21 protein-coding genes are annotated in these 17,209 nt (G+C 72.8%); 12 read left to right on the top strand and 9 right to left on the bottom strand.

The genetic code is table 11. The features are described 5' to 3' along the window. Positions 1-105: 105 nt before the first annotated feature. On the bottom strand, positions 106-357 hold the full coding sequence (locus ABCQ75_RS04715) for a DUF6458 family protein (protein WP_345883422.1): 252 nt from the start codon (positions 355-357) through the stop codon (positions 106-108). Positions 358-510: 153 nt separating this feature from the next. Here ABCQ75_RS04715 and ABCQ75_RS04720 point away from each other — a divergent pair, with 153 nt between their 5' ends. Further along, entirely contained in the window at positions 511-1,404 is an 894-nt protein-coding gene (locus tag ABCQ75_RS04720) for a hypothetical protein (protein ID WP_345883424.1), read from the top strand. On the opposite strand, the gene ABCQ75_RS04725 is transcribed toward ABCQ75_RS04720, so the two are convergent. The 4 genes from ABCQ75_RS04725 to ABCQ75_RS04740 form a co-directional block, all read right to left on the bottom strand. After that, positions 1,401-2,666, bottom strand: coding sequence for a DUF445 domain-containing protein (locus ABCQ75_RS04725; RefSeq protein ID WP_345883426.1), 1,266 nt, complete (start codon positions 2,664-2,666; stop codon positions 1,401-1,403). The genes ABCQ75_RS04720 and ABCQ75_RS04725 overlap by 4 nt on opposite strands. Before the next feature lie 193 nt (positions 2,667-2,859). After that, positions 2,860-3,732 (bottom strand): sulfite exporter TauE/SafE family protein, encoded by an 873-nt coding sequence (locus ABCQ75_RS04730; protein WP_345883428.1) that lies wholly within the window; start codon positions 3,730-3,732, stop codon positions 2,860-2,862. Further along, complete coding sequence (locus tag ABCQ75_RS04735; protein WP_345883430.1) at positions 3,729-4,346, bottom strand: rhodanese-like domain-containing protein; 618 nt, start codon at positions 4,344-4,346, stop codon at positions 3,729-3,731. The genes ABCQ75_RS04730 and ABCQ75_RS04735 overlap by 4 nt, the downstream gene beginning before the upstream one ends. A 106-nt stretch (positions 4,347-4,452) precedes the next feature. After that, positions 4,453-5,853, bottom strand: coding sequence for an MBL fold metallo-hydrolase (locus ABCQ75_RS04740; RefSeq protein ID WP_345883431.1), 1,401 nt, complete (start codon positions 5,851-5,853; stop codon positions 4,453-4,455). A 100-nt stretch (positions 5,854-5,953) separates the two neighbouring features. On the opposite strand from ABCQ75_RS04740, the gene ABCQ75_RS04745 reads away from it, so the two are divergent. The 3 genes from ABCQ75_RS04745 to ABCQ75_RS04755 all read left to right on the top strand — a co-directional run bounded on the left by ABCQ75_RS04745 (position 5,954) and on the right by ABCQ75_RS04755 (position 8,029). Further along, entirely contained in the window at positions 5,954-6,829 is an 876-nt protein-coding gene (locus ABCQ75_RS04745) for a glycerophosphodiester phosphodiesterase (RefSeq protein WP_345883432.1), read from the top strand. A 70-nt stretch (positions 6,830-6,899) separates the two neighbouring features. After that, positions 6,900-7,721 carry an AzlC family ABC transporter permease gene (locus tag ABCQ75_RS04750; RefSeq protein WP_345883761.1) on the top strand — a complete coding sequence of 274 codons (822 nt, stop codon included), beginning with the start codon at positions 6,900-6,902 and terminating at the stop codon, positions 7,719-7,721. Beyond that, a complete protein-coding gene (locus tag ABCQ75_RS04755) occupies positions 7,718-8,029 on the top strand; it encodes an AzlD domain-containing protein (protein WP_345883434.1) in 312 nt (103 codons plus the stop codon). Before ABCQ75_RS04750 ends, ABCQ75_RS04755 begins: the two co-directional genes overlap by 4 nt. A 25-nt stretch (positions 8,030-8,054) precedes the next feature. Here ABCQ75_RS04755 and ABCQ75_RS04760 read toward each other — a convergent pair whose 3' ends face one another. Beyond that, the gene (locus ABCQ75_RS04760; RefSeq protein ID WP_345883436.1) at positions 8,055-8,678 is read right to left on the bottom strand and encodes a TetR/AcrR family transcriptional regulator; all 624 of its coding nucleotides are present in this window, start codon (positions 8,676-8,678) and stop codon (positions 8,055-8,057) included. 211 nt (positions 8,679-8,889) lie between these two features. On the opposite strand from ABCQ75_RS04760, the gene ABCQ75_RS04765 reads away from it, so the two are divergent. Genes ABCQ75_RS04765 through ABCQ75_RS04775 form a run of 3 tightly spaced genes read left to right on the top strand, consistent with a single transcriptional unit; the run spans position 8,890 to position 10,529 of the window. Beyond that, a complete protein-coding gene (locus tag ABCQ75_RS04765; protein WP_345883438.1) occupies positions 8,890-9,255 on the top strand; it encodes a thiamine-binding protein in 366 nt (121 codons plus the stop codon). 60 nt (positions 9,256-9,315) lie between these two features. Continuing rightward, complete coding sequence (locus tag ABCQ75_RS04770) at positions 9,316-9,978, top strand: O-methyltransferase (RefSeq protein ID WP_345883440.1); 663 nt, start codon at positions 9,316-9,318, stop codon at positions 9,976-9,978. Positions 9,979-10,028: 50 nt separating this feature from the next. Beyond that, positions 10,029-10,529, top strand: a complete 501-nt coding sequence (locus tag ABCQ75_RS04775) for a GNAT family N-acetyltransferase (RefSeq protein ID WP_345883442.1) — start codon at positions 10,029-10,031, stop codon at positions 10,527-10,529. Positions 10,530-10,578: 49 nt separating this feature from the next. Here the strand turns inward: ABCQ75_RS04775 and ABCQ75_RS04780 are convergent, their stop codons facing one another. Then, positions 10,579-11,361, bottom strand: a complete 783-nt coding sequence (locus tag ABCQ75_RS04780; RefSeq protein WP_345883444.1) for an IclR family transcriptional regulator — start codon at positions 11,359-11,361, stop codon at positions 10,579-10,581. A 177-nt stretch (positions 11,362-11,538) separates the two neighbouring features. On the opposite strand from ABCQ75_RS04780, the gene ABCQ75_RS04785 reads away from it, so the two are divergent. From ABCQ75_RS04785 to ABCQ75_RS04795, 3 genes are read left to right on the top strand one after another with little or no spacing between them, the layout of a single operon-like run. Next, a complete protein-coding gene (locus tag ABCQ75_RS04785; protein WP_345883445.1) occupies positions 11,539-12,270 on the top strand; it encodes a CoA transferase subunit A in 732 nt (243 codons plus the stop codon). A 34-nt stretch (positions 12,271-12,304) separates the two neighbouring features. Beyond that, the gene (locus ABCQ75_RS04790; protein WP_345883447.1) at positions 12,305-12,991 is read left to right on the top strand and encodes a CoA transferase subunit B; all 687 of its coding nucleotides are present in this window, start codon (positions 12,305-12,307) and stop codon (positions 12,989-12,991) included. After that, positions 12,988-14,187, top strand: a complete 1,200-nt coding sequence (locus ABCQ75_RS04795; RefSeq protein ID WP_345883448.1) for an acetyl-CoA acetyltransferase — start codon at positions 12,988-12,990, stop codon at positions 14,185-14,187. The genes ABCQ75_RS04790 and ABCQ75_RS04795 overlap by 4 nt, the downstream gene beginning before the upstream one ends. A gap of 72 nt (positions 14,188-14,259) precedes the next feature. Here ABCQ75_RS04795 and ABCQ75_RS04800 read toward each other — a convergent pair whose 3' ends face one another. Next, positions 14,260-14,820 carry a type 1 glutamine amidotransferase domain-containing protein gene (locus ABCQ75_RS04800; RefSeq protein ID WP_345883449.1) on the bottom strand — a complete coding sequence of 187 codons (561 nt, stop codon included), beginning with the start codon at positions 14,818-14,820 and terminating at the stop codon, positions 14,260-14,262. A 79-nt stretch (positions 14,821-14,899) separates the two neighbouring features. On the opposite strand from ABCQ75_RS04800, the gene ABCQ75_RS04805 reads away from it, so the two are divergent. Continuing rightward, the gene (locus ABCQ75_RS04805) at positions 14,900-15,739 is read left to right on the top strand and encodes a spermidine synthase (RefSeq protein WP_345883451.1); all 840 of its coding nucleotides are present in this window, start codon (positions 14,900-14,902) and stop codon (positions 15,737-15,739) included. A gap of 39 nt (positions 15,740-15,778) precedes the next feature. After that, on the top strand, positions 15,779-16,225 hold the full coding sequence (locus ABCQ75_RS04810) for a hypothetical protein (protein ID WP_345883453.1): 447 nt from the start codon (positions 15,779-15,781) through the stop codon (positions 16,223-16,225). Here ABCQ75_RS04810 and ABCQ75_RS04815 read toward each other — a convergent pair. Continuing rightward, a complete protein-coding gene (locus ABCQ75_RS04815) occupies positions 16,222-17,148 on the bottom strand; it encodes a LysR family transcriptional regulator (protein ID WP_345883455.1) in 927 nt (308 codons plus the stop codon). The genes ABCQ75_RS04810 and ABCQ75_RS04815 overlap by 4 nt on opposite strands. Positions 17,149-17,209: the final 61 nt, after the last annotated feature.

Genomic DNA, 17,209 nt, shown 5'->3' on the forward strand with positions numbered 1-17,209 from the left:
CTCGGAGCCGGGGGGGGGGCCCCCCCCCCGGGGGGGGGGGGGGCCCCCCCCCCCCCCCCCCCCCCCGGCCCGATCCGCTCTGGCGCTGCTGGGCGTCGGTCGGAGCTAGACCTCGCGGGTGTCGCGGCGGGTCACGGCGTCGCCGGTCTCAGGGTCCACCATCTTGCGGGACTCTGTGACGCGGCGGCGCGGGCCGGAGTTCATCATCACGAGAGAGATGATGAGGCCCAGCACGCCGACCCCGATGAGGATGTAGCCGATGAGGGTCTGGTCGATGAACGGGATGAGTCCTGGGGTCACCGCGAACGCGAGGATCGCACCCACGGCAATGAGGAAGATCGAGGCACCAATACCCATGACGAGCTCCTTCTGTCGCTCGGACGCGCTGCGGCAGCGCATTCGGACCCGCCGGCTGCGGGTTCACGGGGATCAATGCCCGCTTCTGGACCCCCTAAACATCCCCCCACGCCGCCCCGGAAGGGGCTTGCGCACGGGGCTACGCTGGGGTCCATGGCGAAGAAGAACGCTGCACTGCGCATAGCGCAGGACACTGCCCGCAAGGCCATGTTCGACTCCCAGGGGCGCGCCACGCCGCGGCTCCACGGCATCCTCCTGCGTGCCGTGGACGTCCAGCGCCCCCTCGTCACGGCCAACCTCAGACGGATGCGCCGCCGGCGGCCGGATGCCACGCCTGCCGAGCTTGCTGCCCAGCTCGAGCGCGACTACCTCACGGCGGTGGCCGGGGCCGGTGCCGCGGTCGGGGGGACGGCGGCCGTGCCGGGCGTGGGGACCGTCGCCGCGCTCGGCCTCTCGGTGGCCGCGACCGTCGGCTTCCTCGAGGCCACGGCCCTCTACGCCGCCTCGGTGGCCGAGCTGCACGGGATCCACCTCGAGGACCCGGAGCGTGCGCGGACCACTGTCATGGCGATCATGCTGGGCGAGGAGGGCACCGCCCTGCTCTCGGTGCTCGGAGGCCACGCGCTCGGACGCGCGGGCGATCCGAAGGGGGCATGGGGCGATGCGCTCAACCGCTCGCTCCCGTCCTCGGTGGTCAAGGGCATCCAGACCCGCGTGAAGAAGCGGTTCCTCGCGTGGCTCGTGCGCCGCCAGGGCCTGGCGATGCTCGGACGCGTCGTGCCGTTCGGGGTCGGGGCCGTGGTGGGCGGCGCGGGCAACCTCGCGATGGGCCGGGCTGTCATCAAGTCGACGCGGGAGGCCTTCGGCCCGGTCCCGGACCTGCTCCTCGGAGAGTTTCACGTGAAACCGGAATCGGTTGATGGCCAGGGGCGGCTCTCCGCGCATGCGCAGCCTGCCGACGTGCGCCCGGGCACGGCAGCAGAGACGCCCGAGCAGGCCGTGGAGCGGGAGATCGAGGAGCGGCGGGCCCGCCTGGGAGAGGCCTAGCCGAACACGGCGTGGGCCGCGGCGAAGATGAGCAGGCCCGCTAGGGCGCCCACCACGGTGCCGTTGATGCGGATGAACTGCAGGTCCTTGCCCACTTGCAGCTCGATCTTCCGGGAGGTCTCCTGCGCGTCCCACCGGGCCACGGTGTCCTCGATGACCCCGGCGATGTCCCCGCGGTAGGTGTCCACGAGATAGCCCGCGGCGTCCCCGATCCAGGCGTTGACCTTCCCGGCGAGCTCGGCGTCCTCGGTGAGGCGCGCGCCGAAGTCCCGCACGGCCGTGGTGAAGCGGTGGTGCAGTTCGCTGTGCGGGTTGGATACGGCGTCGAGCAGCGCGTTCTTGACCGTGGACCACGTGCGGCCGGCGAGCTCGCGGACCTCAGGGTCGCCGAGCACCTGCGCCTTGATCCCCTCGGCGCGGGCGATCATCACCGGGTCATGCTGGAGGTCCCGCGCGAGGTCCTTGAGGTAGACGTCGATGGAGCGGCGGACCTGGTGGTCTGGGTCGGCCTGCACGGCCGCGACGAACTTGGACAGCTCGAGGTAGACCTTGTCGCCCACGAGGTCGTTGGCGAGCTTGGGCACCCACGACGGCGACCGCTCCGTCACGAGCCGCGTGACGGTCTCGTAGTTCGCCGCCACCCAGTCCGCGGCCCGGTCCACGAGGAGGTCCACGAGCTGGTGGTGGTGCCCGGCGTCGAACACGCGCTCCGCGAGCCGGCCCACGGGCGGGCCCCACGGCGGGTCCACGAGGTGGCGGCGCACCATGGACTCGACCACGGCCTGGACGTCGTCGTCGTTGAGCACCGTGAACGCGCCGCGGATGAGGGCGGCACCCTCCTTTGCCACCCGCTGGGCTCCGGCGGGGGTGGCGAGCCAGGCGCCGGCCTTCCGGGCGATGTCCACCGAGTCCAGCTTCTCGCGGACGATCTGCGCCGAGAGGAAGTTGTCCCGCACGAACCCGCTCAGGGATGCGCCGATCGCGTCCTTGCGCGTGGGGATGATGGCGGTGTGGGGGATCTTCACGCCCATGGGATGGCGGAAGAGCGCGGTCACGGCGAACCAGTCCGCGAGCGCGCCGACCATGCCGCCCTCGGCGGCGGCGCGCACGTACTCGAGCCAGGGGTACCGGTCCTGGAACGCGAACGCAGCCGCGAACACGGCGGCCATGCCGATCAGGAGGGCGAGGGCTATGCCCTTCATGCGCGCCAGGGCGGCGGCGCGTTCGACGTCGGTGGGCTGGGTCTTCAGGTCCGTCGCCATAGGCTCACCCTACCCGCGCGCCCGCTCGGCCAGATGGCCGCGCTTCCGAAGTCCGGTTGTGGGGGGGGGGGGGGGGCGGGGGGGGGGGGGGGGGCCCCCCCCCCCCCCGGGGGGGGGGGGGGGCGCCCCCGGGCGGGGGGGGGCCCCGCCGCCCCCCCCCCCCCCCCCCCACAACCGGACTGGAGGCGAGGGCTCAGCCCGCCGGGGCCGGGCGGAGCGGGCAGCTCGGCACGAGGAAACGGCACGCGAGGGCCGCGGCCCCGAGGACGGCGGCCGAGGCGCCCACGATGAGGCCCGCCGGGGCCGGGAGCTCCTGGGCCAGGACGAACACGCCCATCGCGAGGACGAAGATCCCGAAGCCCTTGCGGAGGGCGGCCTCCGGTATGCGGCCGGCAAGGCGCGAGCCGAGGAGGGAACCCACCACGGCGGCCGCGGTGACGGCGGCGACGAGGCCCCAGTCGAGGCTCACGCTCGTGAGGTATCCGCCGAGGCCCGCGAAGGACTTCATCGCGATGACCACGAGGGAGGTCCCCACGGCGACCGGCATCGGCAGGCCGCCCAGGAGCGCGAGCGCCGGGACCACGAGGAACCCGCCGCCGGCGCCCACGAGCCCCGTCACGAGCCCGACCACGACGCCCTCGACGACGACCTTGCCGACGGGGAGCTCGGCGTCGTGCGCCTGGTGCGCTGCGCCCTTCCCGCTGCGCCGGCCGCGGATCATCGCGACGGCGGTGGCCACCATCATGAGCGCGAAGGCGACCATGAGGACGGTGCCCGGGATGTGCCCGCCTGCCAGGCCGCCGGCGAACGCGCCGGCCATGCCGGCCGCACCGAACACGAGACCGGTGCGCCACTTCACGCGGCCGTTGCGGGCGTGGCTGACCACGCTCACGGCGCTCGTCACACCGACCACGAACAGCGAGGCGGCGATGGCCTCCTTGGGGTCGAGGCCGGCCACGTAGGTGAGGATCGGGACGGTCAGAATGGATCCGCCGCCCCCCAGGAGGCCGAGCGAGAGCCCGATGGCAACGGACAGGAGCAGGGTGAGGACGAGCGCTGTGGTCATCGCTGGCGCACCGGGATCTGGCCGATGGCGTCTGCCGCGGTGGGCTCCGAAGCCGCCTTATTCCACGGCATCCGTGCCAGCGCGTTGCCCATGGCGCACGTGTTCGTCGCGGCCGAGAAGGCCAGGCCTGCGCCGATGGCCCCGCTGAGGCCGCGCAGCTTCGGCGAGACGAACTTGCCGGCCAGGAGGCCTGCGAGCACGAGGCCGCCGGCCGCCATGCGCACCTGGCGCTCGAGGGCCCAGCGCTGGGCGCCGCGGACCACGTCGCCGCCGGCGGCGGCGAAGGCCGGCACGCCGCCCTCGAGCACGGCCGCGCTGTCCACGCCGGAGCCGCTCAGGCGCTGGCGGGCCTGCTCGGCGCGGACGCCGGACTGGCACACGAGCACCACGCGCTTGCCGAGCCGCTCGGCCAGGTCCTCTGTGTGCTCGGACAGGAGCGGGAGCGGCACGTTGTAGGAGCCGCGGATGTGCATGGTCTCGAACTCGGCGGCCGAGCGGACGTCGATGACGATGAGGTCCTCGTGCGCGTCGATCCACTGCCTGAGGGTCTCGGGGCTGAGCGAGGCCAGGTTCGGAGGGGCCAGGTTCGGGGAGGTCGTGGACGGGGAGGCCATGGGTTCCTTTCGGTGGGGCAGGGGGCGGCGCTGGGCCCGAGGGGGGACGGGTCCAGCGCCCGTCTTGCGGGAAGGGACAGGGAGGGGCTGGTCGGGGGAGGCAGGGTCAGACCCGCGCGTGCGCGTCCTTCCATGCCTCCCAGCCGGCGTAGGAGCCGTCCAGCTCGACGACGTCGTACCCGGCCCGGCGCAGCGCGCTCGCCGCGACCGAGTTGCGCACGCCGCTCTGGCAGTACGTCACGATCGTGCCCTCGGAGGGGAGCCGGTCGGTGTGCCACAGGACCCGGGCCGCGCTGAGCTGCTCCGAGCCGGGGATGTGGCCGGCGGCGTGCTCGGACTTGTTGCGCACGTCCAGCACGAGGGCGGCGTCGACCTCGGCGAGGTCGGCCGGGGAGACGAGCTTCGGCGTCGTGCGCGGAAGGCCGTCCAGGCTGGGGGTGAACCCGGCGACGCTGTCGATGCCGACCCGCACGAGGTGGTCCCACATCTCGCGGGCCGCGTCCTGGTCCGGAGCGAGGAGGACGAGGGGGCGGGAGTCCGTCTCCGGGTCGTAGGCCCACGCGCCGTAGGTGGCGGACTTGCCGCCGGCCGGGATGTTGAGGGAGCCGGCCACCGTGCCCTCGTGCACCTCAGCGTTCGGGCGGGTGTCCACGAACGTGATGGCGTCCGCGGCGAGGCCGGCCGCGATCTCCTCGTTCGGCAGCTGCGGGACGTCCCCGCGCTCGCCCATGACCGCCGGGCCCTGCCGGTTCTGGCGCTTCATGCGCCCGAAGTAGGCGTGGGCGTCGGGCTGGCCGTCGAGGAGCTCGTCGATGAAGCCCTGCTCGTCATCCGCGGCGAGGTACGGGGCCCACCACGCGTACAGGCGCTCGTAGCCCACGGTCGTGGACGGGATGGACCCCAGGGCCTTGCCGCACGCGCTGCCGGAGCCGTGGCCCGGATACACCTGGACGTGGTCCGGGAGGGTGAGGAACTTCTCCTTGAGGCTCCGGAAGAGCTGGCGTGCGCCCTCGAAGCGGGTGTCCACGCCGCCGGCCGCCTCGTCGAGGAGGTCCGGGCGGCCGAGGTCGCCCGAGAAGACGAAGTCGCCGGAGAGCAGGTAGCCGGGCTGGTCCGCGAACGCGCCGTCCGTGACGAGGAACGCGAGGTGCTCCGGCGTGTGGCCGGGCGTGTGGAGCGCGGTCACCGTGATGTTGCCGAGCGTGATGGTGCTCCCGTCATGGAGCCGCTCCGCCTCGAACCCGTACTGCCAGTCAGGGCCGCCCTCGCCGGAGACGTACATGGCCGCGCCGGTGGCGGCGGCAAGCTCGCGGGTGCCGGACAGGTAGTCGGCGTGGATGTGGGTCTCGGTGACGGCCACGATCCGCATGCCGTTCGCGGCCGCGAGCTCGAGGTAGGGCGCGATGTCCCTGCGGGCGTCGACCACGACGGCCTCGCCCTTGGCCTGGCAGCCGATGAAGTAGCCCGCCTGGGCCAGGTCCTGGTCGTAGATGCGCTCGAGCAGCATGGCTTCTCCTCTCGTTGCGATATACCCCCGGGGGTATCTTGGGTACCAGCCTAATACCCTGAGGGGTATCGTGCAAAACCGGGTTGGGTACGGTGGAGCCATGACCTCCCCGCGCCCCCTCGTCTACGCCCACCGCGGCTCCAGCGCCCGGTTCGCCGAGCACACCCGCGCCGCTTACCTCCAGGCCCTCGCCGACGGCGCGGACGGCGTGGAATGCGACGTCCACCTCACGCGCGACCAGCACGTGGTGCTCCTCCACGACCCGAGCCTGGACCGCACGTCCACCGGCACCGGGCCCGTGGCCGAGCGCACCCTCGCGCAGCTGCGCGAGCTGGACTTCTCCTCGTGGAAGGGCGCCCGCATCCCGGACGAGTACGGCGCGCGCAGCGAGCAGCTCCTGACCCTGCCCGAGCTCCTCGACCTCCTCGCCGCCGCAGGGCGCCCCATGGGCCTCGCGATCGAGCTCAAGCACCCGAGCCCCTACCGGCTCCGCCTCGAGGAGCGTGTGCTCGAGATCCTCGAGGCGCGCGGATGGGACCGTTCCACCTCGCGGCTCGGCAGCCTCCAGATCAGCTTCATGAGCTTCGACGCCGAGTCGGTGGCCTTCCTCCTCGACCGGGTCCCCGCCGAGCACGTGTGCATGCTCCTCGACGACGTCACGGTGGAGGAGCTCCGCGCCGCGACGGCCCTCGGCCCCTTCACGGGCGGGGCGGTGGCCAACGTGCTCAAGGCCGCGCAGGAGGACGCCGAGGCAATCCTGGACGCCGGCCGCGCCCGGATCGCCGGCCCCGGCATCGACTACGTCAGGGAGCACCCCGACCGCGTCCGCGCGTGGCTCGAGGCGGGGCTGCGCTTCCGGGTCTGGACCGTGGACGAGCCCGCGGACGTCGAGCACTGCCTCGCCGCCGGCATCCACGAGATCACCACGAACCGCCCTGCGGAGGTCCTCGCCCAGGTGGGGGCGGCGGTTGGCTGAGCAGCCCGGTTCCCCGGGCCCGGCGGGGGGCGGCCCAGAGGGCGCGCACGACGGCGGGTCCCCGGTCGCTCTGCGGCACTCGCCGGCGGCGCGCATCGGCATCTCGATCGCCGTTGCCACGGGGCTCTACGGCGTCTCCTTCGGCGCCCTCGGCGTGGCCTCAGGCCTGGACCTCCCCCAGACCATGGCCCTGAGCATCCTCATGTTTACGGGCGGGTCCCAGTTCGCCTTCATCGGCGTCGTGGCGGGCGGCGGCTCAGGGGCGGCAGCCGCGGCGGCCGCCACGCTCCTGGGCGTCCGCAACTCCGTCTACGGCATGCAGATGAACGCGCTCCTCGCCCCGCGCGGCTGGCGCAGGTTCGCCGCCGCCCAGGTGACGATCGACGAATCGGTCGCGACCGCCGTCGGGCAGGACGACCCCACCGAGCAGCGGCGCGGCTTCTGGATCGCGGGCCTGGGCGTGTTCGTCCTCTGGAACGCCTTCACGGCGGTCGGGGCGCTCGCCGGCAACGCGCTCGGCGACCCGAAGCAGTGGGGGCTCGACGGCGCCGCCGTTGCCGCCTTCCTCGGCCTCCTCTGGCCGCGGCTGCGGGGCCGCGAGCCGGTGGCGATCGCCGTGGTGTGCGCGCTCGCGACCGTGCTGGCCGTCCCGCTCGTGCCGCCCGGCGTGCCGATCCTCGTCGCGGCCCTCGTGGCCGCGCTCCTGGGCTGGCTGGGCCACGCCCGCGAGGCCGCGCGTGCGGAGGCCAGGGCCGGCAAGGCCGGGGTCGGGACAGCCGGAACCGGAACGGACGAGGCCGGGCTCGGCGTCGAGGGCCTCGAACCGGACCTCGACCCGTACCCGCACCCGCACGGGCATGCCGGCCCGCACGAGAGGGAGGACCGCGCATGAGCCTGTGGGCCTGGATCCTCGTGGCGTGCGCGGCGGCGTACGCGCTCAAGTTCCTCGGCTACCTCGTGCCGCGGCGCTGGATGGGCAACGAGCGGATGCTGCGGATCGCCGGCACGGTGACGATCGGGCTGCTCGCCTCCCTCACGGCGGTCAATGCCGTGGGGTCCGGGCAGGCACTCGTCCTGGACGCGCGCCTCGGGGCCCTCGTCGCGGCGGCGGCCGCGCTCCTACTGCGGGCGCCGTTCCTCGTCGTCGTGATCGTCGGCGCCGGGACGGCCGCGCTCCTGCGGCTGGCCGGCTGGGGCTGAGCAGCGCGCCGGGCGCTTCAGCGGCTCAGGGGATGACGTCCACGTCCGGGATGTGCTCGAGCGGGGGCAGCGGCCGGTTCTCGCGGTGGGTGCGGATGGCGTCCTCGAGGAGCGCGACGTAGCGGCGCCACGCCGTGGACCCGGGCTCCACCGTGTCCCCGACGCCGATGAGCATCGCCACGATGCGCACCAGGTCGAGCAGCCGCAGTTCCTCGCGGAGCGTGCCCTGGGCCTGGCCGCGTTGGAGGAGGATCCCGAGCGACTCGAACATCTTCCCGGCGATCCCCACGAGCAGCTGCCGGCGCCCAGCGACCGCGGCGAGGAGGTGGTGCTCCTCATTGGCCACCTGCATGACCGCGCTGAGCACCTCGACGAGGCCGCTCGCGGCGTCCGGGTTCTCGAGGGCCAGCTCCGCGACCGGGTCAACCTTGGCCTTGAGCCGGCGCTCCACTGCGGCGAGGACGAGCGCGTCCTTGTCCGCGAAGTTCCGGAACAGGGTGGCCGGGCCCACGCCCGCGCGGGCGGCCACGGTCTTGAGCGAGACGTTCGGCCCCTCCTCGCGGAAGCACTCGAGCGCGGCGCTGATGATCTTCTCGATATTGCGCGCCGCGTCGGCGCGCAGGGGCCTGCGCCACGCTTGATCCTGCATGCACCAACAGTAGGGCAGCACAGGGTTGTTGGACCCCTGTGTGACGGTCCTCGTCCGGTGACCTCGATGTCCCGGCTGCGCCGGATCATCACCACGTCTTCTGGACGGAACCCCACGCCGTGGCGCGTGGTTCCGTCCACAACCGGTGGTGGGCTCCCAGCCGAGACTCCAGACAGGCCCCGCCGTTCCCGGGCCGTGGGAGACTGACGGCATGATCGTCGCCTTCTCCGTTGCCCCCTCCGGTCCCGCGCCCGGCCAGCCCGACCCCGGCCAGGGGGTGCCGACCGATTCGGTGCACGACGCCGTCGCGGCCGCCGTGCGGGTGGTGCGCGAGTCCGGGCTGCCGAACCGCACGAGCTCGATGTTCACGGAGATCGAGGGGGAGTGGGACGAGGTCATGGACGTCGTGAAGAGGGCCACCGAGGCGGTGGGGCGGTACGGTTCGCGGGTGTCGCTCGTGCTCAAGGCGGACATCCGCCCGGGGCACACGGGCGAGATCACGGGGAAGGTGGACCGCCTCGAGAAGGCGATCGCGGAGCAGGCCGGCGAGGCAGGACAGGCCGGGGCCTCCCAGTAGCGCTCAATGAGCCGTGCGGGCCATTGCGCCCGCGCGGAGGGCACGGCCACACTGGCGCCCATGATCGACCACGCGGCGAAACCAGAATGGATCGACGTTGAGCGCTGGCTCACCCGGACGGTGGTGAAGCCCGGGCCCGAGCACGAGCGGGCGCTGCGCGCCGCGGTCGAGCACGGGATGCCGGCCATCGAGGTGCAGCCGACCGCGGGCAGGCTCTTGGCCCTCCTCGTGCGGATCTCGGGGGCGCGCAGGGTCCTGGAGATCGGCACGCTCGCGGGGTTCAGCAGCATCTGGATGGCGCAGGCCCTGCCCGAGGGCGGGCACCTTGACACCCTCGAGTACCTTCCCGAGCACGCCGCCGTGGCCCGCGAGAACCTCGCCGCCGCCGGCCTCGCCGAGGCCGTGACCGTGCACGTGGGCGCCGCCCTCGAGACGCTGCCGGGCCTCGAGGGTCCCTACGACCTCGTGTTCATCGACGCGGACAAGCAGAACGACGCCGCGTACCTCGAGTGGGCGGTGAGGCTCGGCCGGCCGGGCACGGTGGTGGTGCTGGACAACGCGGTGTGGGAGGGGATCGTCCTCGACCCGTCGCGGGACCCCGAGAACGGTCCGGGCATCCTCGCCGCGCTCGAGCTCCTCGGCGGGCCGCTCTTCGACGCGACGGTCATCCAGACGGCGGGATCGAAGGGCTGGGACGGGTTCGCGCTCGCGGTGGTCCGCTAGCGCTGCGCCCGCACCTGCGCGTGCGCCCGGGCCCGGCGTAGCGTTGCGGCATGGACTTCGAGATCGCGGACGCGGCGCCCGAGGACATCGAGGAGGTCCTCGCCGTCAAGGACCAGTGCTGGCGTGAGTCCTACACGCACCTCCTGCCCGCGGAGTTCCTCTCCGGGGACCTCGCGGAGTCCCCGGACCGCGCCGAGCGCTGGCGGCGGTCCCTCGCGCACGACGCCGGCCTGCGCCTCGCGCTGGTCCGCCGCGAGGGCAGGGTGGTCGGCTTCGCGGGCGCGGGACCGGCACTGGACGAGCGGCCCCCGGCCCCCGAGCAGCTCTACACGGCGTACCTCCTGAAGGAGATGCACGGGAGCGGCGCGGGCCAGGCCGCCGTCGAGCGGGTGATCGGCCACCGCCCGGCGTACCTGTGGGTCTTCGAGGAGAACCCGCGGGCGCGGGCGTTCTACGCCAAGCTCGGCTTCGCCCCGGACGGCGCGCGCGAGGTCCACGAGATGGGCGGGCGGGCCCTCGTCGAGATCCGCATGGTGCGGCCGGCACCCTGATCCGAGGGGTCCGGGCCGTGGGCCAGCGCCCTGCCCAGCGGGTTGGCCTTTAGCCGGTCCCGCGCTCGAGCCGCGTGCTGATCCGGTGCGCCTCCTCCATGAGCAGCCGGCCCAGGAACTCCTGCCGCTCCGGCCTGAAGCGGGGCTCGATGCCGGTCAGCGAGACCGCGGCGACGGGGGAGCCGTGCGGGTCGAACACTGCGGCCCCCATGCCCCAGCTGCCCTCGAGCACGAGTCCCGGGTTGACCGAGTACCCCCGCAGCCGGGTCTCCTCGAGCTGCCGGCGCACGGTCTGCTCGGTGTGCCCCGCCGCGAAGTCCCCGGCATGCTCCTCCCAGCGGTCCAGGAAGCCGTCCCCCTCCTCGTCCGGGAGGAAGGCCAGGATCGCCGTCCCGGCGGAGGCGACGCCGAGCGGGAACCTCACGCCCTCGCGCAGCACGAAGGAGCGGACCGGGAAGCTGCCCTCCTCGCGCAGGAGGCACACGGTCTCGGCACCGCGGCGCACGCTGTAGAACGCGCTCTCGCCGCTCTGCTCGGCGAGGCGGCGCAGGCTCGGACGGGCCAGGTCCTCGAAGGGGAAGCGCGCCGCGGCCGCCGATCCGAGCACGAACATCTCCGTCCCGAGGACCCAGTTCCCGGTGCGCGGGTCCTGGTCCAGGAGCCCCTCGGCCGCGAGGGAGCTCAGGAGCCGGTGGACTGTGGGGCGGGTCAGGCCGGACTCGCGCACGAGCCGCGCTGTGGGCGCCCCGGAGGACTTCGCGCCCACGAGCCGCAGGAGCCGGGCCACCCGGCCCACCACCTGCGCCCCCTGTACGGGTCCCCTCGCTTCCATGGCTCTCCTTCCGGGGCGACGCAGAAACTCTCCACATTGTGGACATGGCGGCGCCCGCTGTCCACTCTGTGAGGTTCAGCACCAGCGTGCCGTTGTCCTACGGCCGCCCATTTCCTAGCCTCGAATGACCACGAGACCCTGTCCACAAAGTGGTGGCAGGCGGAAAGGAAGCGGCGGATGGGCAAGCTCAGAGAGAACACGGCCGAGGTCCTGGCAGCGGCGCTCGAGGCCGGGGCGCTCCGCGACGGCGCGACCCTCGCCGTCGGAGGCTTCGGGCTCAGCGGCATCCCGGCGGACCTCATCGAGGCCGTGCGGGACAGCGGGGTGGAGGACCTGACGGTCGTCTCCAACAACATGGGCGTTGACGGCAAGGGCCTGGGCATCCTCATCGAGTCCGGGCAGGTGCGCAAGGTCATCGCCTCCTACGTCGGGGAGAACCGGCTCTTCGCCGAGCAGTATCTGTCCGGGCAGCTCGAGGTCGAGTTCACGCCGCAGGGCACCCTCGCAGAGCGCCTCCGCGCCGGTGGCGCGGGGATCCCCGCGTTCTACACCCGCACGGGCGTGGGCACCATGGTGGCGGAGGGCAAGCCGCACGCCGAGTTCGACGGCGTCACGTACGTCCAGGAGCGCGCGATCGTCGCGGACGTCGCCCTCGTGCACGCGCACACCGCGGACACGGACGGCAACCTCGTCTACCGCTACACCGCCCGCAACTTCAATCCCGTGGTGGCCACCGCGGGACGCCTCACGATCGCGGAGGCGGAGGTCGTCGTCGGGCCCGGCGACCTGGACCCGGACCACATCGTGACCCCGGGCGTGTACGTCCAGCACCTCGTCCAGGCCCGGCCGCGGGTCAAGGACATCGAGCAGCGCACCGTGCGCCCCCGCCGCGAGCCCGCGGCCGTCTGAGACAGAGACCTTCAGCAACTTCCGAGGAGGAGCCATGGCCTGGAGCCGGGACGAGATGGCCGCGATCGCGGCCGAGGAACTGAACGACGGCGACTACGTGAACCTGGGCATCGGCATCCCGACCCTCGTCGCCAACAACCTGCCCGAGGGCGTGCGGGTCGTGCTGCAGAGCGAGAACGGGCTGCTGGGCATGGGCCCGTTCCCGTACGAGGGGGAGGAGGACGCGGACCTCATCAATGCCGGCAAGCAGACCGTCACGGTCCTGCCGGGCGGCAGCATCTTCGACTCCGCCACGTCCTTCGGGATGATCCGCGGCGGGCACGTCAAGGTCGCCGTGCTGGGCGCGATGCAGGTCTCGGGCGAGGGCGACCTCGCCAACTGGACCATCCCCGGCAAGATGGTCAAGGGCATGGGCGGGGCGATGGACCTCGTCGCCGGGACGCCGCGGATCATCGTGCTCACCGAGCACCTGGCCAAGGACGGCTCGCCCAAGATCGTCCACCGGTGCTCGCTTCCGCTCACCGGCCAGCGGGTTGTGGACCGCATCATCACCGACCTCGCCGTCTTCGACGTGGTCGCCTCTCACGTGGAGGACGACGGCGGGCCTCGCCTCGTGCTGCGCCGGCTCGCCCCCGGGGTGACCCTCGAAGAGGTGTGGGAGAAGACCGAGCCGGACTTCGACGTCGTCCGTGAAGATGCAGAGGAAGGGGTGCTCGCATGAGCCTCAGGGAGCAGTTCGGCAAGGACGTTCTGATCACCGGCTGGGGGCACAGCCGCTTCGGCAAGCTGTCCGAGGAGACGCTCGAGTCCCTCATCGTGCAGGTCGCCGGCCAGGCCCTCGCGCACGCGGGGCTCGAGCCGGGCGACGTCGACGAGGTCTACGTGGGCCAGTTCAACGCCGGCATGATGCCGCTGGCCTTCCCGTCCTCGCTCGCGCTCCAGCTTTCCCCGGACCTGGCCGGTGTGCCGGCCACGCGGGTGGAGAACGCGTGCGCGTCGGGCTCGGCCGCCGTGCAGCAGGGCGCCAAGGCGCTGCTCGCGGGCACGGCGCGGAACGTCCTCGTGATCGGCGCGGAGATGATGACGCCGGCCGGGGCCGAGAAGGTCGGCGCGGCCCTCCTGGGTGCGGACTACGACATGGCCGGGCAGGCGTCGTCGGCCGGGTTCACTGCGCTGTTCGCGGAGGTCGCGAAGCATTACGAGAAGCGGTACGGGGCGAGTCTGGGGAGCCTCGGCGACGTCCTGGGCTCGATCGCGGCGAAGAACCACCGCAACGGCGTGGACAACCCGTACGCGCAGCTGCGCAAGGACCTCGGCGAGGAGTTCTGCCGGACAGTGTCGGACAAGAACCCGATGGTCGCCGACCCGCTGCGCCGCACGGACTGCTCGCCCGTGTCCGACGGCGCTGCGGCCGTCGTGCTGAGCGTCGCGCCTTCCGCTGGGGCGGCGACGGTGCCGGTCCGCCTCGCCGGCTTCGGCCACGCGAACGACTTCCTGCCCGCAGAGCGGCGCGACCCGACGGCGTTCGCCGCCACCCGTCTGTCCTTCGAGCGCGCGTTCGCGATGGCCGGCGTCGGCCTCGACGGCGTCGACTTCGCCGAGGTGCACGACTGCTTCACCATCGCCGAGCTGCTCATGTACGAGGCGATGGGGCTCACGGCGGCCGGTGAGGGCGCGCGGGCGATCGAGGAAGGCTGGGTGCACAGGGACGGGAGGCTTCCGGTCAACGTCTCCGGTGGACTCAAGGCCAAGGGCCACCCGGTCGGCGCGACGGGCGTCTCGCAGCACGTCCTCGCCGCGATGCAGCTCACGGGGACCGCGGGGGCCATGCAGCTGCCGAACCCCCGCCGGGCCGCGGTGCAGAACATGGGCGGGGTAGGGATCGCGAACTACGTGAGCGTGCTCGAGGCCGTGTAGCGCGGAGCATGGGACGGCGGCGGGGCCAGGCCTCCGCCGCCGTCGTCCTGCCTTGTGTGGGCGCCCCTTCGGTCACCCTGGGGCGTGCTGGCCCTCGGCGATCTCTTCGATCATCGTGCTGCAGAACGCCGGCAGGTCGCCCGGGTGGCGGGATGTGGTGAGGCCGCGGTCCGTGACGACCTCGCGGTCCACCCAGGTTGCCCCGGCATTCTTCAGGTCCGTCGCCAGGGACTTGTACGAGGTGAGCTCGCGGCCCTTGACCACGTCTGCCTCGGCGAGGAGCCAGAGTGCGTGGCAGATGGCCGCGATCGGCTTGCCCGTGTCCTTGAAGTGGGTGGCGAAGGCCACGGCCTTCCGGTCCGTCCTCAGGTGGTCTGCATTGATCACGCCGCCCGGCAGGACGAGCGCGTCGAAGTCCGCAGGGTCGGCCTCGTCGAGCGTCTGGTCCACGGGGAAGGAGTCGCCCCGCTCCCAGTCGCCCTTCATCGCCCGGACCTCGCCCTTCTCCGGTGCGATGAGGACCGGCTGGCCGCCTGCGTCTTGGACGGCCTTCCACGGCTCGGTGAGCTCGGGCTGCTCAACGCCGTGGGTCAGGAGGAATGCCACTCTCTTGCCACTGATGCTGTGTGCCATCCCCTCACGCTAGGCACACGCCCGCCCAGCTGTAAACGCCCGCAGGCCCAGACCTGCGCGGAGCTGTAGCGTTGGCGGCATGGACAAGAGAGCTGCCGCGGCGGGCCCGGCCGCCGGCACCTACCCGATCAGCACGGGCACGGCGGAACTCGTCCCGGACGGGGACACCCCGGACGGCTGGCTCCTGAAGATCAACGGGGTCCAGAGCTCGCACATCGTCATCGGGGACCCGCTGCGTCTGGACTTCGAGTACATGCGCTGGATCACCGCGCTCGTCGAGGACGTGTTCCCGCCTGAGGCCCCGGATGCGCCCCGGCTGCGGGTCCTGCACCAGGGCGGCGGCGCGTGCTCGATGGCCCGCTACCTCGCCGCCCGCTACCGGGACTGCCGCCAGGTCGTCGTCGAGCTGGACGGCCAGCTCGCCGAGTACGTCCGCGCGTGGTTCGACCTTCCCAAGGCGCCTCTGCTCCGGATCCGCGTGGGCGAGGCCCGCTCCGTGACGGAGTCCCTCACCCCGCAGACCCGCGAGCTCGTGATCCGGGACGTGTTCTCCGGCTCCCACACCCCGTATCCGCTCACGACGGTCGAGTTCACGCAGGCCTCCGCCCGCCTTCTCGCGCCCGGCGGGCTGTTCGTGGCGAACATCGGCAGCTCCCCGGACATGGCCACGGCCCGCGAGGAGGCCGCGTCGATCGCGGCCGTGTTCCGGCATGTCGCGCTCGTCTCCGACCCGGCGATGCTCAAGGGCCGCCGCTTCGGCAACATCGTCCTCGCCGGCAGTGACCATCCGATCGAGGGCTCGCCCGCCCTCCGCCGGAGGCTGCTCGGCGGGGCAGTCCCGGCGCAGTTCTGGGAGGACGCCCAGGTGCGCGCCTGGATCGGCGCCGTGCAGCCCCGACTCGACCTCCCGCACGGGTAGCAGGGGCAGGGCACGATGTGGGGACGGCGGAGCAGGGGGGTGAGCCCGATCAGCGTTGCCGCCGCGGACCTGCGCGGTGATCGTCTGGTCGTCTACTCGAGCTCCCAGACCAGGGACGGCTTCTGGATCACCAACGGGGAGTTCGAGCTGCTGGCGCCTGCCTCGTCTGACCAGGAGCTGGGCGCCGCTGTCCTCCGGATGCTGGACGCCTCCCGGTCACAGGTGCGGACGCCGAACCTGCGCGGACCCTCGCCATTCAGCCCGGTGCTGGAGGCCCTCGGCCTGCGCTCGTGGTCCGCCTACGCGCGGGGCCTCCTGCACGTGCACATCGAGCGCGAGGGACGTTCCGTCAAGGTGGCGCCCAGCCGCAATGGCGGCTCACGGGAGGGACTCGTCGGAATCGTCGAGGACACGGTGCTGCTCAGCGACCCGAGCGCCGAGTCGCTCGGATCTGCCGTCCGCGCCGCTTTCGCCGACTGCTCCTAGCCTGCTTCCCGCCCGAGGAGCCGGGGCCGCTCCGCCTCCACCTGCCGCCGGAGCGCCTCGACCACCGCGGCGACCGCGGGCTGGCGCAGTGAGTCCGGGCGCAGCACCATCCAGTACGGCAGCCGCTCGCTGAAGTACTCGGGCAGGAGCCGGACGAGGTCCTCGTGCCGGTCCGCCATGAAGCACGGCAGGAACCCGATCCCGGCGCCGGCCCGCGTGGCCTCCACGTGCACGAACACGTTGGTGGAGGTCAGTCCGTCCCGCATCTGCGGGGCGAGCCGGCGCGGGGCGTCGAGGTCGTCCACCTGGAGCATGGAGTCCACGAAGTACACAAGACCGTGCGAGGCCAGCTCGTTCGGCGTGCGGGGGGTGCCGCGGCGGGCCAGGTAGTCCCGCGAGGCGTACATCCCGAGGGCGTACTCCCCGAGCCGGAACGCCTGCGCCCGGTGCACCTGCGGCTCGCCCACCACCACCTCGATGTCCACGCCCGAGCGCTGCTGCGTGGCCCGCCGCGTCACGGTGATGAGCTCGACGCTCAGGTGCGGGTGCTCGGCCCGCAGCTCTGCGACCGCGGGCGAGGCGATGTAGGCGCTGAAGCCGTCCGTCGCCGTCATCCGCACCACGCCTGCCACGGGGTCCGGGGCGTCGCCGGCGGGCCCCAGGCGCCCGACGGCGTCAGCCACCTCGCCGGCGACCCGCACCGCGCGCTCGCCGAGCTCGGTGAGCTCCCACCCGCCCGCGGCGCGGGCGAGGACGCGTCCGCCCAGCGACTTCTCGAGGGCCGCGACCTTGCGGGCCACCGTGGTGTGGTTGAGCCCGAGCGTCTCCGCCGCGGTGGTGAACCTCCCGCTTCTGGAGACTTCGAGGAGCACGAGGAGCTGGTCCGGACTTGGTGCTGGGGAGCGGGAGGGAACGGACGTCATGTGCAATTCTGCACATGGGCACTGCCCTTTTGGCCATTGAGCAGACGTCAATGCACAGGAA

It is taken from the genome of Sinomonas halotolerans (assembly GCF_039615075.1).
Classification (GTDB): domain Bacteria; phylum Actinomycetota; class Actinomycetes; order Actinomycetales; family Micrococcaceae; genus Sinomonas; species Sinomonas halotolerans.